General features: G+C 43.6%; 17 protein-coding genes. 3 read left to right on the forward strand and 14 right to left on the reverse strand.

All coding sequences use genetic code 11. The features are described 5' to 3' along the window. Positions 1-189: 189 nt before the first annotated feature. From J7I96_RS21070 to J7I96_RS21090, 5 genes are all read right to left on the reverse strand, one after another. Positions 190-3006 carry a DNA translocase FtsK gene (locus tag J7I96_RS21070; protein WP_396020123.1) on the reverse strand — a complete coding sequence of 939 codons (2817 nt, stop codon included), beginning with the start codon at positions 3004-3006 and terminating at the stop codon, positions 190-192. Between the two features lie 424 nt (positions 3007-3430). Beyond that, positions 3431-4618, reverse strand: coding sequence for an amidohydrolase (locus tag J7I96_RS21075; protein ID WP_214924964.1), 1188 nt, complete (start codon positions 4616-4618; stop codon positions 3431-3433). Positions 4619-4949: 331 nt separating this feature from the next. Then, positions 4950-5756 (reverse strand): DUF1444 domain-containing protein, encoded by an 807-nt coding sequence (locus J7I96_RS21080; protein WP_214770948.1) that lies wholly within the window; start codon positions 5754-5756, stop codon positions 4950-4952. Between the two features lie 50 nt (positions 5757-5806). Then, positions 5807-6118 (reverse strand): thioredoxin family protein, encoded by a 312-nt coding sequence (locus tag J7I96_RS21085; protein WP_034309264.1) that lies wholly within the window; start codon positions 6116-6118, stop codon positions 5807-5809. Between the two features lie 109 nt (positions 6119-6227). Continuing rightward, complete coding sequence (locus J7I96_RS21090; RefSeq protein ID WP_214924414.1) at positions 6228-6734, reverse strand: hypothetical protein; 507 nt, start codon at positions 6732-6734, stop codon at positions 6228-6230. Between the two features lie 123 nt (positions 6735-6857). Between J7I96_RS21090 and J7I96_RS21095 the strand changes: the two genes are divergently transcribed. Continuing rightward, entirely contained in the window at positions 6858-7307 is a 450-nt protein-coding gene (locus tag J7I96_RS21095) for a YtoQ family protein (RefSeq protein ID WP_214770941.1), read from the forward strand. A 130-nt stretch (positions 7308-7437) separates the two neighbouring features. Here the strand turns inward: J7I96_RS21095 and J7I96_RS21100 are convergent, their stop codons facing one another. The 3 genes from J7I96_RS21100 to J7I96_RS21110 form a co-directional block, all read right to left on the reverse strand. Next, the gene (locus tag J7I96_RS21100; protein ID WP_214924416.1) at positions 7438-8307 is read right to left on the reverse strand and encodes an AraC family transcriptional regulator; all 870 of its coding nucleotides are present in this window, start codon (positions 8305-8307) and stop codon (positions 7438-7440) included. 115 nt (positions 8308-8422) lie between these two features. Beyond that, positions 8423-8944 (reverse strand): DUF84 family protein, encoded by a 522-nt coding sequence (locus J7I96_RS21105; protein WP_214771341.1) that lies wholly within the window; start codon positions 8942-8944, stop codon positions 8423-8425. Positions 8945-9024: 80 nt separating this feature from the next. Continuing rightward, a complete protein-coding gene (locus tag J7I96_RS21110; RefSeq protein WP_214924418.1) occupies positions 9025-10098 on the reverse strand; it encodes a M42 family metallopeptidase in 1074 nt (357 codons plus the stop codon). Between the two features lie 176 nt (positions 10099-10274). Here J7I96_RS21110 and J7I96_RS21115 point away from each other — a divergent pair, with 176 nt between their 5' ends. Then, positions 10275-10592, forward strand: a complete 318-nt coding sequence (locus J7I96_RS21115; protein ID WP_076364628.1) for a PepSY domain-containing protein — start codon at positions 10275-10277, stop codon at positions 10590-10592. Positions 10593-10641: 49 nt separating this feature from the next. Here J7I96_RS21115 and J7I96_RS21120 read toward each other — a convergent pair whose 3' ends face one another. Both J7I96_RS21120 and trmB read right to left on the reverse strand, forming a co-directional pair. Next, positions 10642-11487, reverse strand: coding sequence for a YtnP family quorum-quenching lactonase (locus tag J7I96_RS21120; RefSeq protein WP_214770933.1), 846 nt, complete (start codon positions 11485-11487; stop codon positions 10642-10644). Between the two features lie 119 nt (positions 11488-11606). Then, on the reverse strand, positions 11607-12245 hold the full coding sequence (gene trmB, locus J7I96_RS21125; RefSeq protein WP_034309290.1) for a tRNA (guanosine(46)-N7)-methyltransferase TrmB: 639 nt from the start codon (positions 12243-12245) through the stop codon (positions 11607-11609). 242 nt (positions 12246-12487) lie between these two features. On the opposite strand from trmB, the gene J7I96_RS21130 reads away from it, so the two are divergent. Continuing rightward, a complete protein-coding gene (locus tag J7I96_RS21130) occupies positions 12488-12763 on the forward strand; it encodes a YtzH-like family protein (protein ID WP_034309293.1) in 276 nt (91 codons plus the stop codon). On the opposite strand, the gene J7I96_RS21135 is transcribed toward J7I96_RS21130, so the two are convergent. From J7I96_RS21135 to thpR, 4 genes are all read right to left on the reverse strand, one after another. After that, a complete protein-coding gene (locus J7I96_RS21135; RefSeq protein ID WP_034311469.1) occupies positions 12764-13546 on the reverse strand; it encodes a phosphotransferase family protein in 783 nt (260 codons plus the stop codon). A 293-nt stretch (positions 13547-13839) separates the two neighbouring features. Further along, positions 13840-14871 (reverse strand): diacylglycerol/lipid kinase family protein, encoded by a 1032-nt coding sequence (locus tag J7I96_RS21140; RefSeq protein ID WP_214924420.1) that lies wholly within the window; start codon positions 14869-14871, stop codon positions 13840-13842. After that, a complete protein-coding gene (locus tag J7I96_RS21145) occupies positions 14783-15790 on the reverse strand; it encodes an NERD domain-containing protein (RefSeq protein WP_214770926.1) in 1008 nt (335 codons plus the stop codon). Before J7I96_RS21145 ends, J7I96_RS21140 begins: the two co-directional genes overlap by 89 nt. A 19-nt stretch (positions 15791-15809) precedes the next feature. Next, positions 15810-16373: an RNA 2',3'-cyclic phosphodiesterase gene (gene thpR, locus J7I96_RS21150; protein WP_214770924.1), complete on the reverse strand. Its 564-nt coding sequence runs from the start codon at positions 16371-16373 to the stop codon at positions 15810-15812. Positions 16374-16384 lie beyond the last annotated feature (11 nt).

Genomic DNA, 16384 nt, shown 5'->3' on the forward strand with positions numbered 1-16384 from the left:
CTTCATAGGTTTTCGAACTTTTATTTTCAATCATTCATCAACAAAAAACTATTATATCACTTTTTTATTCATTCATCCATGTCAGGCAGGTGCCAATTTATCAAATCATTGGCTTTTCCCTCAATTAAGGTGATAAAAAAGGGTTTTCACCCTTTCACATTATATACAATTTCCTTTTATTAGGTTCTCTTAATTAACATGTAAAAATTCCAGCTCTTCTTCCGTAATCAATACATCCCTGGGCCTTGAGCCCCTGGATTCGGAAACGACTCCCTGTTGCTCCATCATTTCTATTAGACGCGCTGCACGGTTATATCCGACACGGAAACGCCGTTGGACGCTCGATGCAGATGCGGCCTGCTGGCTCACGACAAATTCACATGCCTCGAAAAACAGCTCATCCGCTTCTTCCGTGACCTGGGCCCTGTTCAGCAAGTCTTCCTGTTCAAACAGGTATTTCGGCTGCTGCTCCCGTTTAACATGGTTGACCACTTGATCGATTTCTTCATCACTCACGAAAGTCCCTTGCAGGCGCACCGTTTTTGAAGAGCCGTTTTCAGCGAATAGCATATCTCCTCTTCCCAAAAGTTTTTCTGCACCGCCGCTATCGATGATTGTACGGGAGTCGACTTGTGAAGAAACCGAAAAAGCGATCCTTGTCGGGATATTTGCCTTGATCAATCCAGTTATGACATCGACTGAAGGTCTTTGAGTGGCAACAATCAAATGGATGCCGCAGGCACGGGCCTTTTGAGCAATCCGGCAAATCGCTTCCTCAACATCAGCCGGGGACATCATCATTAGATCCGCAAGCTCATCGATGATCACCAGGATATAAGGCAGCTTGCTTGAATATTGACCGGCTTTTTCCGCTTGTTCATTAAAGCGGGTGATATCACGTACACCGGCATGTACAAACAATTCATAACGCCGTTCCATCTCCTCTACAGCCCATTTCAACGCAGCCGTAGCGGCTTTTACATCGGTTATGACTGGACTGACCAAATGCGGGATCCGGTTATATGGGGCGAGCTCGACCATTTTCGGATCGATCAACAGTAATTTCAGCTCCTGCGGCGTCGCTTTATACAGCAAGCTGACCAGCATGGTATTGATACAGACGCTTTTCCCCGATCCCGTTTGCCCGGCTATCAAACCATGCGGCATCTTTCTCAAATCCGTGATAATCGGCTGACCGGATATATCGAGTCCTAAAGCCACGGCAAGCGGTGATTCATGCTCTTGAAACTCAGTACTTTCCAAAACCTCACGCAAAAATACCGGTTTGCTTTTCCTGTTCGGAATCTCGATGCCGATTGTATGTTTACCCGGAATGGGCGCTTCCATCCTCATATCCTGGGCAGCAAGGCTTAATTTGATGTCATCCATCAGGTTCGTCACTTTATTCACCTTCACTCCCGGCTCCGGATGCACCTCGAAACGAGTGACTGCCGGTCCTTGGGTGACATTGACGACCTTAGCACGGACATTGAAATTTTTCAATGTCTGATCAAGTAATACAGTCTGTTCCCCGAGCCACTCATCATCATGCACAGCATAAGTGGGAGGTGTCAGCAATTCGATATTCGGAAACACATAGTATGGATTATCATCCGCTTCCACGGAATCAAAAACTTCAAGAGCATTGCCCTGGCCACTTTCCGCTGTCTCTGTTAAAACTGCTTCTTGATACCCATCTCCAGAAATGGGGGATTCCTGTTCTAGAAGCGGCTTAGGGTCAGAGCCAATAATCGATTCAATTGTATTTTCAGGCTCGGCGGCGGCTTCAGTATCCGAAAAGGCAGGTGTAATGTCCGGATTCTCCCCTTTCGGCATAACTCTGCCTACATCCGGTTTGCGTTCGGGAATGGCGGATGGTTCCGCTTGTCCCGCCTCCGTTTGGACAGCATCATCCATTGCTCGTTTATCAGGTGAAACTACTGCCCTTTCCGATTTAAGGCTTTTTTTTTCCGCTATCATTTTATTCATGAAGCCATTTTTTTCCCGATCTTGCTTAAGCATCATCACATTAAATGGAATATGTTTTTTCGGACTTTTAGGCTGCACTTCAGGCATGGCCTCAGATGAGTCACTTTCAGGCATTGTCCCTTGACTAACGGATGATTGTCCAGTAGCCTCCCCCTGAACCGATATCGCTTCAGGTCGTGTGTCGTCCGCCTGTTCGATGATGGATACAGCGACTTCGCGTCCAAAATCGACTTGGTCCTGTTCAATAGCCTCTTTTTCTACCTTAGGCTCGATCATGTTAGGCTCGATTACCGCGTCTTCCGGCAATGACTCAATGGAATTTCTACGAAAGAATGCGGGTATCTCCGTATCTTCCCTTTTTTCTTCCGCTTGTTCCGGTATAAGAATGGCGGGTTCTGTCATCATTTCCTCATGTGACGCACCTTTTGGGATTTCAGGGATCGATACCGGAATCTCGATAGCGGGTTCTTCTTTTTTAAGGATGGGCATCTTGCTTTCCAATTCATATTCAACAATTTCTTCAGAAGGGACTATTTTTTTTTCCGGACGACGGAACCCGTAAATGGGTGATGGGATTTCCGTTGGGCGGAATGGGGTATTTGACGGGACTATTTTTGAAGTTTCCTCCCGGTCAAAGCTTTTCCGTTTTGGTTGAGGATCCCTTACAGGCCTTCTCGTTGTTTCTTTAGTCACATTCTTCCCCTGTTTGGGTTCGTTGTCTTCCCTGTTTCTTTCCCTAGGTTTTCTTTTAATCTGCTCCCGGTCTGGAATGAGCGGAAACTTGAACTGGCCTTTTGGATATTGAAACAGGATTTTCGTATCCGGGTCTGGCGTCTGGGACATTTTTTCCACTTTTTGATTGTAAACCTTTATTTCTTCTTTCTTTGACTTCGTAAGCTTCGAAAAATCCATTTTCCTCAATGTCTCTTCATCAAGCGGTTCATCTATAATAATCTCTTCGATTTCAATAATTTCCTCTGCTTGGAACCATTTTTTCATCTTATTTAGCCATTTCAAAACTATCACTCTTTCTACATCTGTAGTTATGTAACTAATTCTACCAGTTATTTTAAAAATATCGAGAAAATTTAAGCTAAATTGGGATTAGTATCTACTTTTTTATCGCATTCTTGCTGCCTTAACGTATTTCGCAGAACTCCTACCCTATTAAACCCCTTCTGCAATGGGTTTAAACCTATCATCACGAAATAACATTAGCCCGTAGTCTACTATTTAAATAAAACACAGCTGTTAAATCGCGTTTACAAAGAGATTAAGTTTTCATGCTGACTTGAAAACAGCCTGGCCAATTCATTGCATCATCCTTCATGAACCTCCGGCAGAATCCTATTGCCTGTCGCAACCCATAAAACACCGTTCGTTAATACCGAACGGTGTTTTGTGGGTTTCTCCGTTTTTTTTGCAAACGAAGACCAAAGGACTAGTTCCATTCATAATAACGGCAAACAACCTGCGCCACTGATTTGGAAGCGATCAAAAGGGCATCTTCATCAATGTCGAATTTAGGATGGTGATTGAAGTATGCCTTCTCCACCCCTTTCGGTTTACAGCCAATGTAAAAGAAGCAGCCTGGTATCTTTTCTGCATAATACGAAAAATCTTCTGAACCTGAAAAAACCGGAAATTCGACAACCTCCTTAATCTCTTTGTCATTCATGCTTTCCAGGCTATTTTTCACGAATTCAGTCAGTTCAGGGTCATTATATAGCGGAGGATAATCGGGCACATATGTAAGGTCGCACTGAACATCGAATTCCGTTTCTATCCCTTTGACGATCCGGTGGATTTCCTTATCGATCAGCTGTTGGGTTTCCGCTGTCATATAACGGACATCCCCTTCAATTTCTATACGATCTTTAATGACATTAAAGCTTCCTTTTCCATCGAAGGAGCCAATTGTAACTACGCCCATATCAAAAGGGTTCAAGCGACGGCTGATTACGGTTTGGACGGCTGTCACGAAATGGGCCCCTGCCACAATGGCATCATTCGCCATATGCGGGGAGGAACCATGGCCGCCCACACCCTTTATCGCCAGCTTGAAATAGGTCCGTCCAGCCATCGAATAGCCGCCGCGATACCCGACAACCCCTGCTGGGTGCGAAGGAAATAAATGGATTCCAAAAACAGCATCCAGTTCATCCAAAGCCCCTGATTCCATCATGCTTTTTGCTCCGCCTGGGGGTGTCTCTTCTGCATGTTGATGGATTATTTTAATCGTACCTGATAGAGAATCTTTCAGCTCGTTGATGCAGTCTGCCAGTACCAATAAATAAGCGGTATGCCCATCGTGTCCGCAGGCATGCATGACACCTTCATTTTTTGAACGGAACGGGACCTCCGCTTCTTCTGTAATCGGCAATGCATCGAAATCCGCACGGAGACCTATCGTTTTCCCAGGTTTTCCGCCCTCGATCGTTACGATGATCCCTAAACCATTTCCTACATTCGTTTGTATCGACACACCTTTCCCCTTATAAAAATCAATGATATATTGTGCCGTTTTCTTTTCTTTGAAGGATAGTTCCGGATTCTCGTGTAAATGACGGCGGATTTGAACGATTTCCTCTTTACGGGCTTCCAGCATGTTCATTAATTTGCTTTTCACGTTCACGATTGTTCTCCCCCTTGGTCAGTTTTGCTTTTCGTGGACATTTATACATCATGCCCCGTTGAATATCAGTGTGGATAAACAGCGTAATTCCTTACTTTATATTGGACGATAAAACGGAAAGAGGGTTTAACTCCAAGGGATATTTTTGGAACTTGCTCCTTGGCGCCTCAATCTTGCTCGATGTTTTATCCATATTTTCAAAATATTACAATTATATTATCACCGATTAAAATATAAATATCAACTACAAGAGAATTATAAACTCTATCAAACTTTAAAAGGACCGCTGCCAGATGCTGACACGGTCCTTTTGTGATTCCCTTTATTATTGTTCACGCTTTTTGTTTTTTCCCATAATGAAGATGGGCTCCAACTCATTTTCTTCGTAAAGGAATGATAGAGCCGTAATCGGAACATGGCCGCTGGCAAAGAAGCTCATCGCCATTTGCGCCAGAATATCATAGCCCGTATCATTCTTCACATCGGCAATGATGATGACATCCTGATGGGGAATGGCCACAGCCATGGTTCCCTCGATCTTGTCCTTCATTTCCCGAAGCCATGATTCATTCAGGATCCTGCTGGCATCATATCCATCATTCGTGTTCAAAAAATAAAATGCATTACCTGCAACGATATCCGACTTCATTTCAGTGGAGAGGGAACGGGCATTAAAAAGCGCAATTTCACGGATCCTGTCACCCTGCCAGTTTTCCCGTTGAATCATCTTTTCATCTATAAGACGGTAGGTTTTACCTAAATCAAGGGCATAAAAAACCCGGGTTTCAGCTGTATGCTCATCGAATAAAAACGGATTTCCGTCTTCCGATTCCATTGGAAAGGAGGTCGAGCGGATGACTGGGAAAATGAATTTCTCCTTGCCTTCCATGCTGTGTTCTTCCCCCATCACATTCAGGGCCTCTTCCACGTAATATATAATTTCATCGATGGCCTTTTCCTGTACGTTTTCATAGTTAGCAAGTACAGGAGGCAACTCGATGGTGATCCCTTTCCCGGTCTTCACATTTTCCACCCGTAACGTATCTTGCTTGCTATCGAATTTGAATGTCCGACCCTCATCTTTTAAACGTTCCTTCAAAATATTTTTCAGCTTCGTGCTGTCCATTTTCATGACTGACCCTCCTCTTCATTGAAAAACCCCCAACGAGAAGGGGATTTTGATTATAGTGATTGAATGAATTCCTCAATTTGTTCTTGCGTTTTGCGATCCTTGCTCACGAATCTGCCTAGCTCTTTACCATTATCATAGGCGATGAAACTTGGTATACCGAATACATCATTAGCCGCACACACATCGATGAATTCATCACGGTCCACATAAATGAATGTAAAGTCAGGAAATTTCGTTTCTATCTCCGGCATTATCGGTTCGATTACACGGCAATCTCCACACCATGTAGCGGAAAAAAGAAAGATATGTTTGCCTTCATTTTTCAATGCATCATATTGCTCGACGGTTTGTAATTTTTCCATTTGAATATTCCTCCTGCTCTAAATGACACCTTAGTTTTTATAATCCCATCATACCAGACTCTCCGCGAATCAACCATTAATACGGATCGGTTGAAAGGCAGGGGTCAGCTTATTTCTGGGGCACGGATGAAACGATTTCCATCATTTGTTTTGCATCGGTTTTTAATTGGTCTTTATCCGTTTCCGTTGTCAGTTTCACCCCGCCGATCCCCACTGCAAGCTCATACTTTTCTTTCGGTATTTCTTTAATTGAAATAAAGCCGAATTTATCATCAGTTTGAAAAGAATGCAGCACTTCAAATTGATCCCCTTGTTCCTTAATTGCCAAATATAACACGGAACTGTCTTCTTTTTCATTTGGGTTGGCAAATAATATATAAATCTGATCACTTTTTTGTAAAATCAAGTTATTATCATGTTCTTCCACTACTTTAAAATCATTTGGCAGATGGACCTGAATTAGCCCTGCTTCTTGATTGGGCTGTTTTTCATCGTCACGAAAAGCCACTTCAGCAGCCTTCATTGCCTTTTCGGTTTGTCTCTCGATTCCTGAGCAGCCTACGATCAAACTGCTTATCAACAGGATAACAAGGAAATTCTTATTCGATAAAGCCATCGTCATTCCTCCAGCCGTCTCTTGTACTATCTTATGGATAATATTATCCTTATTTATGGAATTCATCCATTTTCTAAAAAACATGGTACAATGAAAGCAATTTCAATATCGAGGAGGAAAACAATGAAGTTAACCGTTTATCTTGCTGGGGAAATCCATTCAAATTGGAGAAGTGAGTTGAGAGATAAGGCTGCTGCACTGAAGCTTCCATTAGAATTCGTCGGCCCGATGGAAAATCATGAACGCTCCGATAATATCGGTGAAGATGTCCTGGGGGAACAGCCGAACCCTATCCTGAAGGATGCAGCCGCTTCCCAAATCAATAATTTGCGGACAGGTCTTTTGATGAAAAAAGCCGATCTAGTCGTCGCTCTGTTTGGCGAGAAATATAAGCAGTGGAATACTGCCATGGACGCAAGCACCGCGATTTCCCTGGGAAAACCACTTATTTTGATTCGTCCGGAACCCCATCACCATGCCTTAAAGGAGTTATCGGAAAAGGCGAGTGTCACGGTCGAATCCGTGAACCAAGCCATGAAGGTGCTTTCTTATATTTTTGAAGAAGGGCTGTAAATCTTCCTGTCCTTATCAAGCACAAGAATGAAGGGCTGATCATTTCATATTTACAAATAAAAAAGCTTGCAGGGGCAAATTAGATGCCTAACCCTGCAAGCGAATAACGAATGATTTTGATGGTTGAATACTATCCCTTTTTAATCGGAATCCAAATTTCGGAGTAATAGTCAGGGTTTGAAGCATCCGCAATGTCGTATACTTCCAATTCAGGAGTTCCGGCATGTTCATGACCGCTCGTAGGGAACCATTCGGAAAAAATCCGCTTCCACGCTTGTTGCATGCTATCAGGCATAGGTCCGTGAACTTCAAATACAACCCACTTGGAAGCCGGTATCGTAAGGGCCGAAAACTCTTCAGGCACTTTCCCGGAATACTCTGCACCTATCCAATAATCCATCGTTTCAGTTTTTTCCACATTACGCTTATCGACACATACACCAAGCAAGCCATCTATTTGGCCGTTGTTCAACTTCGCTAACCTATCTCCTGTTCCATTCGAATTGACTTTCTCCCACAACTTTGGAATCCCGATCAAATTCTCTTCATTAACCAAGGAAAACTCTTGCTTGATTCCAATCAATTGAAAGGAATCCCTTTCAAGGATATTGTATTTCATCGGTTTTGCCCCTTTCAGAATGACCTGTATCATCAGGCGTTCATAGAATTTCAGCTTCCCCATATACTTTCGCGCTTCGCTCGGAGATACCCCATGCTGCCTTCGAAAAGCTTTTGAGAATGCCTCGGGGGTGTCATAGCCGTACTTGTAGGCTAAATCAATGACCTTGCCATTCGTGGATGATATCTCCTGGGCCGCTAACGTCAGTCTTCGACGCCGGATATATTCACCGATGGAAATATCCGTTAAAATGGTGAAGGTCCGCTGAAAATGAAAAGCTGAAGCATTCGCCTGCCTGGAAATGCTCTCGATCGTAAGGTCCTCCAATAAGTGCTCCTCGATATAGTCGATGGCCTTTTGGATTGATTCAACCCACCCCATATCCGCTCACCCCTTGTCACTATAGTAGCAAGACCGCTCAATAAAACCCTGTCTTATTCTGCTCAGTTTTGGCAGTGTTCGTTTCCATTCGAAGGCACCTTTCCATGACAGTGATTCATAAATCGTGCTTTCTCATTTTCAGCTTATATTCGTGTTGACCGGCTAGCATCCTCATGATATGAAGGAACATTTCTCCCCTGGTGATTCGCTCATTTGTAAATACGCCGATCGCCCCTTCCTTTTTGCTAATATTCTCTTGCTTTGTGAAGGCGTCCATCACCGGGCCCAGCTCTTCACCGTCCAGAACCTTCCGGGCAACGATTCCCGGAACCGGGATTCTCGCTCCGGCAGCTACAAAGACCTCACCGTCCCTCGTGGCCATTGCACCCCAATTACACAGAAACAGGGCTTGTCCCATTTTCACGACACCGCCTTCAAGTCCGATACCCATATCGGCATCACTGTGAATCAAGCAATTCCGGGCACGTGTAATGGCCCCCTCCATCGTTTCCTCGTCTGAAAAAGGCTGTTCCGGGACCCCGCTCTCCACTTGAAGCGAAATGGTTTCAGCATCTTCATATACACCAAGCACGGCACTTACTTTCGCCGGATTCTTACTGCCTACTGCTATTTTCAATATAATTACCTTCCTTCTATGTAAAAAAAGCTGATGGAAAAGGATTATGACACCATCCCTTTCCATTTCAGCTTCCTCCATCAACCGTTTTTAATCAAGGTCTCAAATGTCGTTTTATCACAGGAACGAACCAATTTCCCTATCAGTTCACGGGCAGCGGCATAATCATCAATATGAATCATGGATGCATGCGTATGAATATAGCGGGAACAAATGCCAATCACCCCGCTTGGAATGCCTTCGTTTGCAATATGGACTTGCCCTGCATCCGTGCCGCCCTGGGAAACGAAATATTGATACGGAATCTCATTCGACTCGGCCGTATCAAGGATGAATTCCCTCATGCCGCGATGCGTAACCATCGAACGATCAAAAATGCGGAGCAGTGCCCCTTTTCCCAACTGGCCAAATTCACTTTTACTGCCGGACATATCGTTCGCCGGACTTGCATCCAAAGCAAAGAAAAGATCCGGTTTGATCATATGAGCTGCAGTTTGCGCACCCCGTAATCCCACTTCCTCCTGGACGGTTGCCCCGGAATATAAGACATTCGGCAGCGTTTCACCTTTTAAATCTTTTAACAATTCAATCGCAAGCCCGCAGCCATAACGATTATCCCACGCTTTTGCGAGGATTTTCTTCTCATTGGCCATCGGCGTGAATGGACATATCGGTACAATCTGCTGACCGGGCTTAATACCGATTCTCTTCACATCTTCCTTATCATCCGCCCCAATATCAATCAGCATATTTTTGATATCCATTGGTTTTGACCGTTGTGATTCATCAAGCAAATGGGGCGGAATCGAACCGATGACACCAATGACCGGACCGTTATCGGTTATGATCTCGACTCTTTGGGCCAAAAGCACTTGGCTCCACCAGCCACCTAGGGTCTGAAAGCGAATCATTCCATTTTCAGTTACGGATGTGACCATGAATCCCACTTCATCCATGTGCCCGGCAACCAGGACGGTCGGCCCCTCCTCATTTCCTCTTTTTACGCCAAATATTCCGCCAAGGCGATCTTGGACGATTTCATCCGAATACTTTTCCAACTCACTCTTCATGAAACTCCGAACTGCATGTTCATTTCCCGAGGCTCCCGGTAATTCCGTCAATGTTTTAAAAAGCTCCAAAGTCTCATGATTCATTTTTCTACCCCTAACTATGTATTGTTTCTTTCTATTTTACAAAACTTAGCATCATGTTACACTAGAAAGTTCTAATTTATCAGTTTATGGGTAAAATTTCAAATTATTAGTCAAATAAAGCCTTCTTCTGTATACTAGAAGAAGTGATTTTATAAAATGCAATGGAGGAGAAATCAATGAATTGGAAAACGTTTTTACTAGGAACTGCAGCCGGGTTTGCTGCTGGCTATGCAACAAAACAATTATTGGATCAATCAAGTAAACCTTCTCCCGATAAAGTCTTGGCCCAAGTGAAGGAAACAGTCAAAAAGGACGGAAATATATATGGCTCATGGATCTTGATGAAGCCGGAGAACTATACAAAAAACGATTTGGACTATGAAGTGTACAAAGGCGGGATCACCAGGAATACAGAGGGTAAACGCGAGCAATTCGAATTTGTTGCAGATGCCTCGACAGGAACGATATTGGAGCTAAATGCTCAAAATGATTGAAACAAAAAAGGAGGGCCGTCAAGATGACGTCCTCCTTTCGCTTTCCTTCTTAACGCTTCCGTTTCAATTCGGCTAGTATCTCCTTACCCGTTGCATCCCATTTGATGGCACAGTATTGGGCATCATGGTAAAAGCTATACCAGGACCCATTTTCCAGTCCGGATTTCATCCACTTTTCCTTCGCCTCGATGGAAGTCATGGGATAATCATCATAAGCAAGAACCCAAAGGACATTCGCATGCGCGTGCGTCGGCATGATATCTGCCATGTGGATCAATCTATCCCCGCCATCTTCCATGATGATGATCGCATGTCCATCACTATGCCCCCCTGTATGGATCATTTTAATGCCAGCCGTAATTTCCTGTTCCCCTTCAAAAGGACGTACAAGAGAAGCGACAGCCTCCCAGTTTTCTGCCCAATATGTACTTTTTGAACGAATATTCGGGTTTTTCATTTCCGCCCATTCCGTTTTGGTCGTGATGATTTCTGCCCGCTCGAAAACAGGCACCCAAGTTTCACCTTCACGTTTCGTCAACCCGCAGGCATGATCGAAATGCAGATGGGTCATTAAAATGTAATCGATATCATTTGGCTGAATCCCAAGTCTGCCAAGATCTTCAACAAGATGGGATTCCTCCGTCACCCCAAAATTGCGTTTCTGCTTGTCATTCATCTTTCCATTGCCAATACCGGAGTCTATTAGCATATTCAATCCATTCGCCTGCACCAAAATCGGATCCGTACGTAACTCGATTTGGTTGTTTTCGTTAACGGGATACTTCTTGGACCAAAGCGGTTTCGGTACAACACCGAACATCGCACCGCCATCCAAGTGTGTCACACCGCCATTCAACCATGTTAATTTTATTTCCCCTATTTGCATCGTTTCCATTTTACCCCTCCTCTGCCTATAGTTTAACACCCGCTTCCATATATTGAAATTGATAACAATCAAGTCATCCGTGAATCAAAAAAAAACCAGATGCTGTGCACCTGGTTTCCGATCGTTGATTATTGGAACATTGCTTCCAATCGGTATATCCGATTGCCTTTACTCGAGAACTTTTCTTCATATTCAGTCATGATGTTGCCTTCAAAACTGCTGTTATGCAAATCAAGGCTTACAAATTTCAAGAGCATGCCGTATTCGGAAATACTTTTCAAGGAAGATTCGAATAACCCTTGATTATCCGTCTTGAAGTGAATCTCGCCTTTGTCTGGCAGGATGCCTTCATATACTTCGAGGAAGGTCTTATATGTTAACCGGCGTTTTGCATGACGTGATTTCGGCCATGGATCAGAGAAATTCAAGTAGACGCGATCCACGTCACCTTTTGCAAAATAGTCCCCTAAGTTCGCTGCGTCAACATTCAACAGCTTTAAATTTGGAACATCCGCTTCAATCAGCAAGTCCAATGCAGCGACAATGACGCTTCCATATACTTCAATTCCAATGAAATTCACATCAGGATGGGCCTTTGCCATTTCTGTGATGAAACGGCCTTTTCCCGTACCCACTTCAATATATAACGGATTATCGTTTCCGAAAACTTCATGCCATTTACCTTTATGGCTCACTGGCTGCTGAATTACATATTGTGGAAAATCATTCAAACGGTCTTCAGCCCAAGGTTTATTTCTTAAACGCATGATGACACCCCTATTTATAATATAATCGTTCAAACCATAACACGAGTGTATGGATTCCTGCAAGTTGATTTTTTCAGGAAACACCCACTGATCAAATAAAAAAACTGCCGGCCATCCAGGCGACAGTCACTGTAGTTTTCATGTATAAAACTTTCAGCAAAACACACCATAAATAAGTGAAGGGCAGGCGAGTACCACCTGGAAACCCCTTGAATCCATGTTTAAGAAAGGAGAGGTATTATATGCCGCTTTCCCATGAACACCAAATGTCACTATTGAAAGATATATTGACCAACCATCAAACAGACTGCTGCGGATCCGTTTCTGAATGTGAACAGGTTGAAAGGCTTGTCAAATCCTTGATGATCAATATGGAAATTGACAGCAATGTGAAAACGATACTGACGGAGATTTACGAATACAGTCAGACGGGCATCGGTACCGCCGATTTGGATGCACATATTTCAACCCACCAGAACGACCTGTCCCAGTGGGTGGATGATATAGATCAATTCTGATCAGCTGACCATCAATAAAGCTTCCAGTTTTTGCAGTAATTCATTTCTTTCCTCGTACCGCTTCCTACGATGATGCCATTGGATGGAAAGCACAAGTTGTGAAACCGTGTGCCATTTCATCCTCATCTCCAGGCCTGCGTCAAGCTTCTTGCCGTAACGGGCAAGCCATTGATTCCATTCTTCCCTCGGGACATATGAATACAGGAGTATGCCGAGGTCAATGGCCGGATCGCCTATGACCGCTCCGTCCCAATCAATCAGGAACAATCCGTCCGTTTCCGTCATGAGCCAATTATTGTGGTTCACATCACAATGACAGACGACTTTTTCGTCGCATTCAATCAACAGGAGATTGTTCTGTAAAAAATGGATGGCCTGTTTGATAATCGGAATGTCCGTAACATCCGAAGATAACCCGGTTTCTATGTCTGTAAGTATACTTTCAGGTCGTAAAGGGGATTTCCCAAGCCTTTTGAGCATGCTTAACAAAGGATCGGATTGATGAATTTTTTGAAGCAGCTTTGCGACTCTTATATTGTTCATTTCCTGCTGAGATAGCTCCCTGCCTTCCATCCAATGCTGGGCCGTAATTACATCCCCATTTTCCAGGCGTTTTGTCCACATTAACTTTGGAACAATGCCCTCAGCTGAAAGAACAGCTAAAAATGGCGATGAATTTCGTTTAAGGAAGAGCTTCTGCCCCTCTTTCTCGGCAATAAAGGCTTCTCCCGTAGCTCCTCCAGCAGGGGATATATCCCACTCCTGACCTAATAAATGTTCCAACTGGTTCACCTTCGATTTCCTCGCTTAATCATACAAATGTGGGTACGTTCACCTAGTGTATGTATTACCACTACTTTGAGTCCATGTTTTATAAAAAATCCGCCTGCTGGCGAAGCTGCATATATACTTGCATCGGGGTGATACCCGCAATTAAAAACATCCTCATTTTTAGAGAAATAAAAAAATAGCTATTGAGCAATTAAACAATAGCCATAAATTAAATTTTAGTTGAAAAACGGTTTCTTCGTCAAGTACTATAAAACGATTATACGCATAAAACAAAAACAAATAAATCATTTCATATTTTTGTATCGGTTAACACCCTGTAACATGACGCGCAATTTCTGTTTCAGAACCACTGCAGCTACTTCGTTCCTACCAACAATCTCCCCATCAGACTGGATTTTCACTGACCCTTCATTCTTCATTTTTATCATTTTACCGGAAAAAGAATCAACATTTTTAATGTTCAGGTGACCGCCCCATAAAACGGTGATGAAGACGGTCAATAATTTCAACAAAGGAATATCATGGACCGCAATCACGTTCAACCTGCCATCATCCAGCTTCGACATCGGTGAAATTTTCATCCCGCCGCCAAAATAGGACTGGTTCGCAATAACGATGAACCAAACCTTTTTCAATATATGCCGGTCTCCATCAATGATCAATTCCATGCAGCTGGGCTTATAAGTCACTATCTTTTTTATAAAAATGAACAGATAAATTAATTTACCCGCTCTGACAAAATTAAACCATTTTTTCAGAGCGGAACGCTCCGCTTCATCGGAAATTTCAGCATCAATGCCCATTCCCAGGCTGTTCACGAAATACCCCATCTTACCATTCGTCTCGAACTGTCCGATATCAATGGCACTAAAGGCATTTTCCTGAAATAAAGAAAGAGCTTCTTCCACACTCCCGGTTTTTTGAATGCCCCTTACATAATCATTGCCTGATCCAGCCGCAAGGGAGCCGATGATGGCGTGGGGGAAACCAATGGCGCCATTTATCATTTCATTGATCGTGCCATCTCCCCCGACAGCGATCATCCGGGTATCATGCTTCGTCCCTGATAGGATCTCCTTCGTCAATCTTAGCGCATGACCCTTTTCCCGTGTAAAAAACACCTCATGGGGAACAGCTTTTGATTGCAGGATTTTCTCGGCTTTTTTCCAAACCTTCAAACTCTCTCCATTTCCTGCCATTGGATTGACAATGAAATATACCGTTTCTTTAAGGTGCGGCATGCTGATTTCCATCCGTTTGGTTACACTCCGCTTCCCATTCAGGTCGCAGGCTGGATGTAGTTTGGCAATATTCAAGCAAAGCCTGTGCCCCTTTTAACTGCTGTGCCTTGAGCGGAGACGATATGGCCCGCATCCTTTCGAACCATTCCGGGAAGGTCCGTTTATCCAATATCGTAATATCATAAGGGGCTTCGGGATAATCGACATATCCATTCCGGGATAAAATCACCTTTTTAATCGGCATGTTCACTCCATACAGCTCAAATAACTGGGAGACGATGTTCGTCATCCGATTTGCACCAAGCATAGGATTGAGCACCTTTTTATCAGGATGCTTATGATGCCTGCGGACCCAGAATCGTTCACTTGACCCAATGAAAGCAGCGTCTTCTTCCGCTTCCAGAAACGTGATGCACCAAGCATCAACAGGGGTCAATAAAATGACTTCGACCTCAACAGGCGCATTTTTCAAAAGAAAGATAGGTTTATATAATACGAGAAACGTATCCGGAAAACGCTGCAGAAAAAAGCGGAGCCTCTCATCCAAAAAGAATGATTGGTCCACAAATGACTTTTCACGAAGCGTCGAACTCCCCCATTTCATTTGAAAACGAAGCAATTGATTTAAAAAGTTTTGCTTTAATTCATCGAGACTGGCCGGCTGAAACGGAAATCTTAATGAAAAAACATTAGAATCTTCAATGTGGTTCGTAATCGGCAGTTCTTCCGACTCTGAATCCTGTTTACCTGTCCGGAGGAATATGCCTTTCACCTTTTTAAACAGGCGCTTCGAATCTTCCTGAGGAGGATCAAATTTGACCTGTGTTTCACTTTCAGTATGTTCACTGTACAACCGATCTAGCTCGCCCGCATTATAAGCAGCCTTCAATTTATCCCATTGCTGTTTTTTCAACCGCGCAAATTGTGTAGGATAACGATAAATATCCTGCTCATACCGGGAAATATAATCCTGCATCTTTATGAGCTGTGCCATTCGACCACCACCCAACTCTCTATTTTTGAAGTTTTATCGTGAAAATCTGCTCGTATGAAGGGGAAGCTCCAAGATGTGTTTGATATAACGCAACCTGATCTGCTTCAAAATGCTTATCCTGCACATTCGCCAGCTGGCGAACGCCCTCCAACGAAAAGGGATTATCCCCCTCGAATTTTCTTGCCAGTGTAATATGAGGCTTAAACGGCTTTTTATCAAGTTCAAAACCTGCTTCGATACAGGAATTATAGACTTTCCTTTGAATGGCAAAAAGCCTTTCTTGCTGCTTGACGCCTGCCCATAGGATCCTTGGACTATCACTCTTGCCAAAACCGCCGATATCGTCCAGTTCCAAACCGAATGAGGCCTCATTGGCAAGCTCACTTCCCACACGCCCCAAAGCATCTTCTTTCAATGTATCGGGAGCATTGCCCAAAAATGCCATCGTAATATGATAATCGGCTGGATGCAGCCATTTCTTAAATGGAAAGTCTGGCTTTAGTTGTTCCGTAACAGCATTTAAATAGGCCTTAATATCGTCAGGCAATACTAAAGCAAAGAAAAAATGAGTATTCATGTTCATTTCCATTCCTT

This window comes from Bacillus sp. ISL-78 (assembly GCF_018613455.1).
Classification (GTDB): Bacteria; Bacillota; Bacilli; order Bacillales; family DSM-1321; genus Peribacillus; species Peribacillus frigoritolerans.

Coding starts and splice junctions, on each gene's coding strand:
- J7I96_RS21080 (WP_214770948.1), bottom strand. CDS start 5,756: ATGAAAATGGACAGCACGAAGCTGAAAAATATTTTGAAGGAACGTTTA.
- J7I96_RS21095 (WP_214770941.1), top strand. CDS start 6,858: ATGAAGTTAACCGTTTATCTTGCTGGGGAAATCCATTCAAATTGGAGA.
- J7I96_RS21110 (WP_214924418.1), bottom strand. CDS start 10,098: ATGAATCATGAGACTTTGGAGCTTTTTAAAACATTGACGGAATTACCG.
- J7I96_RS21100 (WP_214924416.1), bottom strand. CDS start 8,307: ATGGGGTGGGTTGAATCAATCCAAAAGGCCATCGACTATATCGAGGAG.
- J7I96_RS21085 (WP_034309264.1), bottom strand. CDS start 6,118: ATGGAAAAATTACAAACCGTCGAGCAATATGATGCATTGAAAAATGAA.
- trmB (WP_034309290.1), bottom strand. CDS start 12,245: ATGCGTTTAAGAAATAAACCTTGGGCTGAAGACCGTTTGAATGATTTT.
- thpR (WP_214770924.1), bottom strand. CDS start 16,373: ATGAACATGAATACTCATTTTTTCTTTGCTTTAGTATTGCCTGACGAT.
- J7I96_RS21130 (WP_034309293.1), top strand. CDS start 12,488: ATGCCGCTTTCCCATGAACACCAAATGTCACTATTGAAAGATATATTG.
- J7I96_RS21120 (WP_214770933.1), bottom strand. CDS start 11,487: ATGGAAACGATGCAAATAGGGGAAATAAAATTAACATGGTTGAATGGC.
- J7I96_RS21145 (WP_214770926.1), bottom strand. CDS start 15,790: ATGGCACAGCTCATAAAGATGCAGGATTATATTTCCCGGTATGAGCAG.
- J7I96_RS21115 (WP_076364628.1), top strand. CDS start 10,275: ATGAATTGGAAAACGTTTTTACTAGGAACTGCAGCCGGGTTTGCTGCT.
- J7I96_RS21090 (WP_214924414.1), bottom strand. CDS start 6,734: ATGGCTTTATCGAATAAGAATTTCCTTGTTATCCTGTTGATAAGCAGT.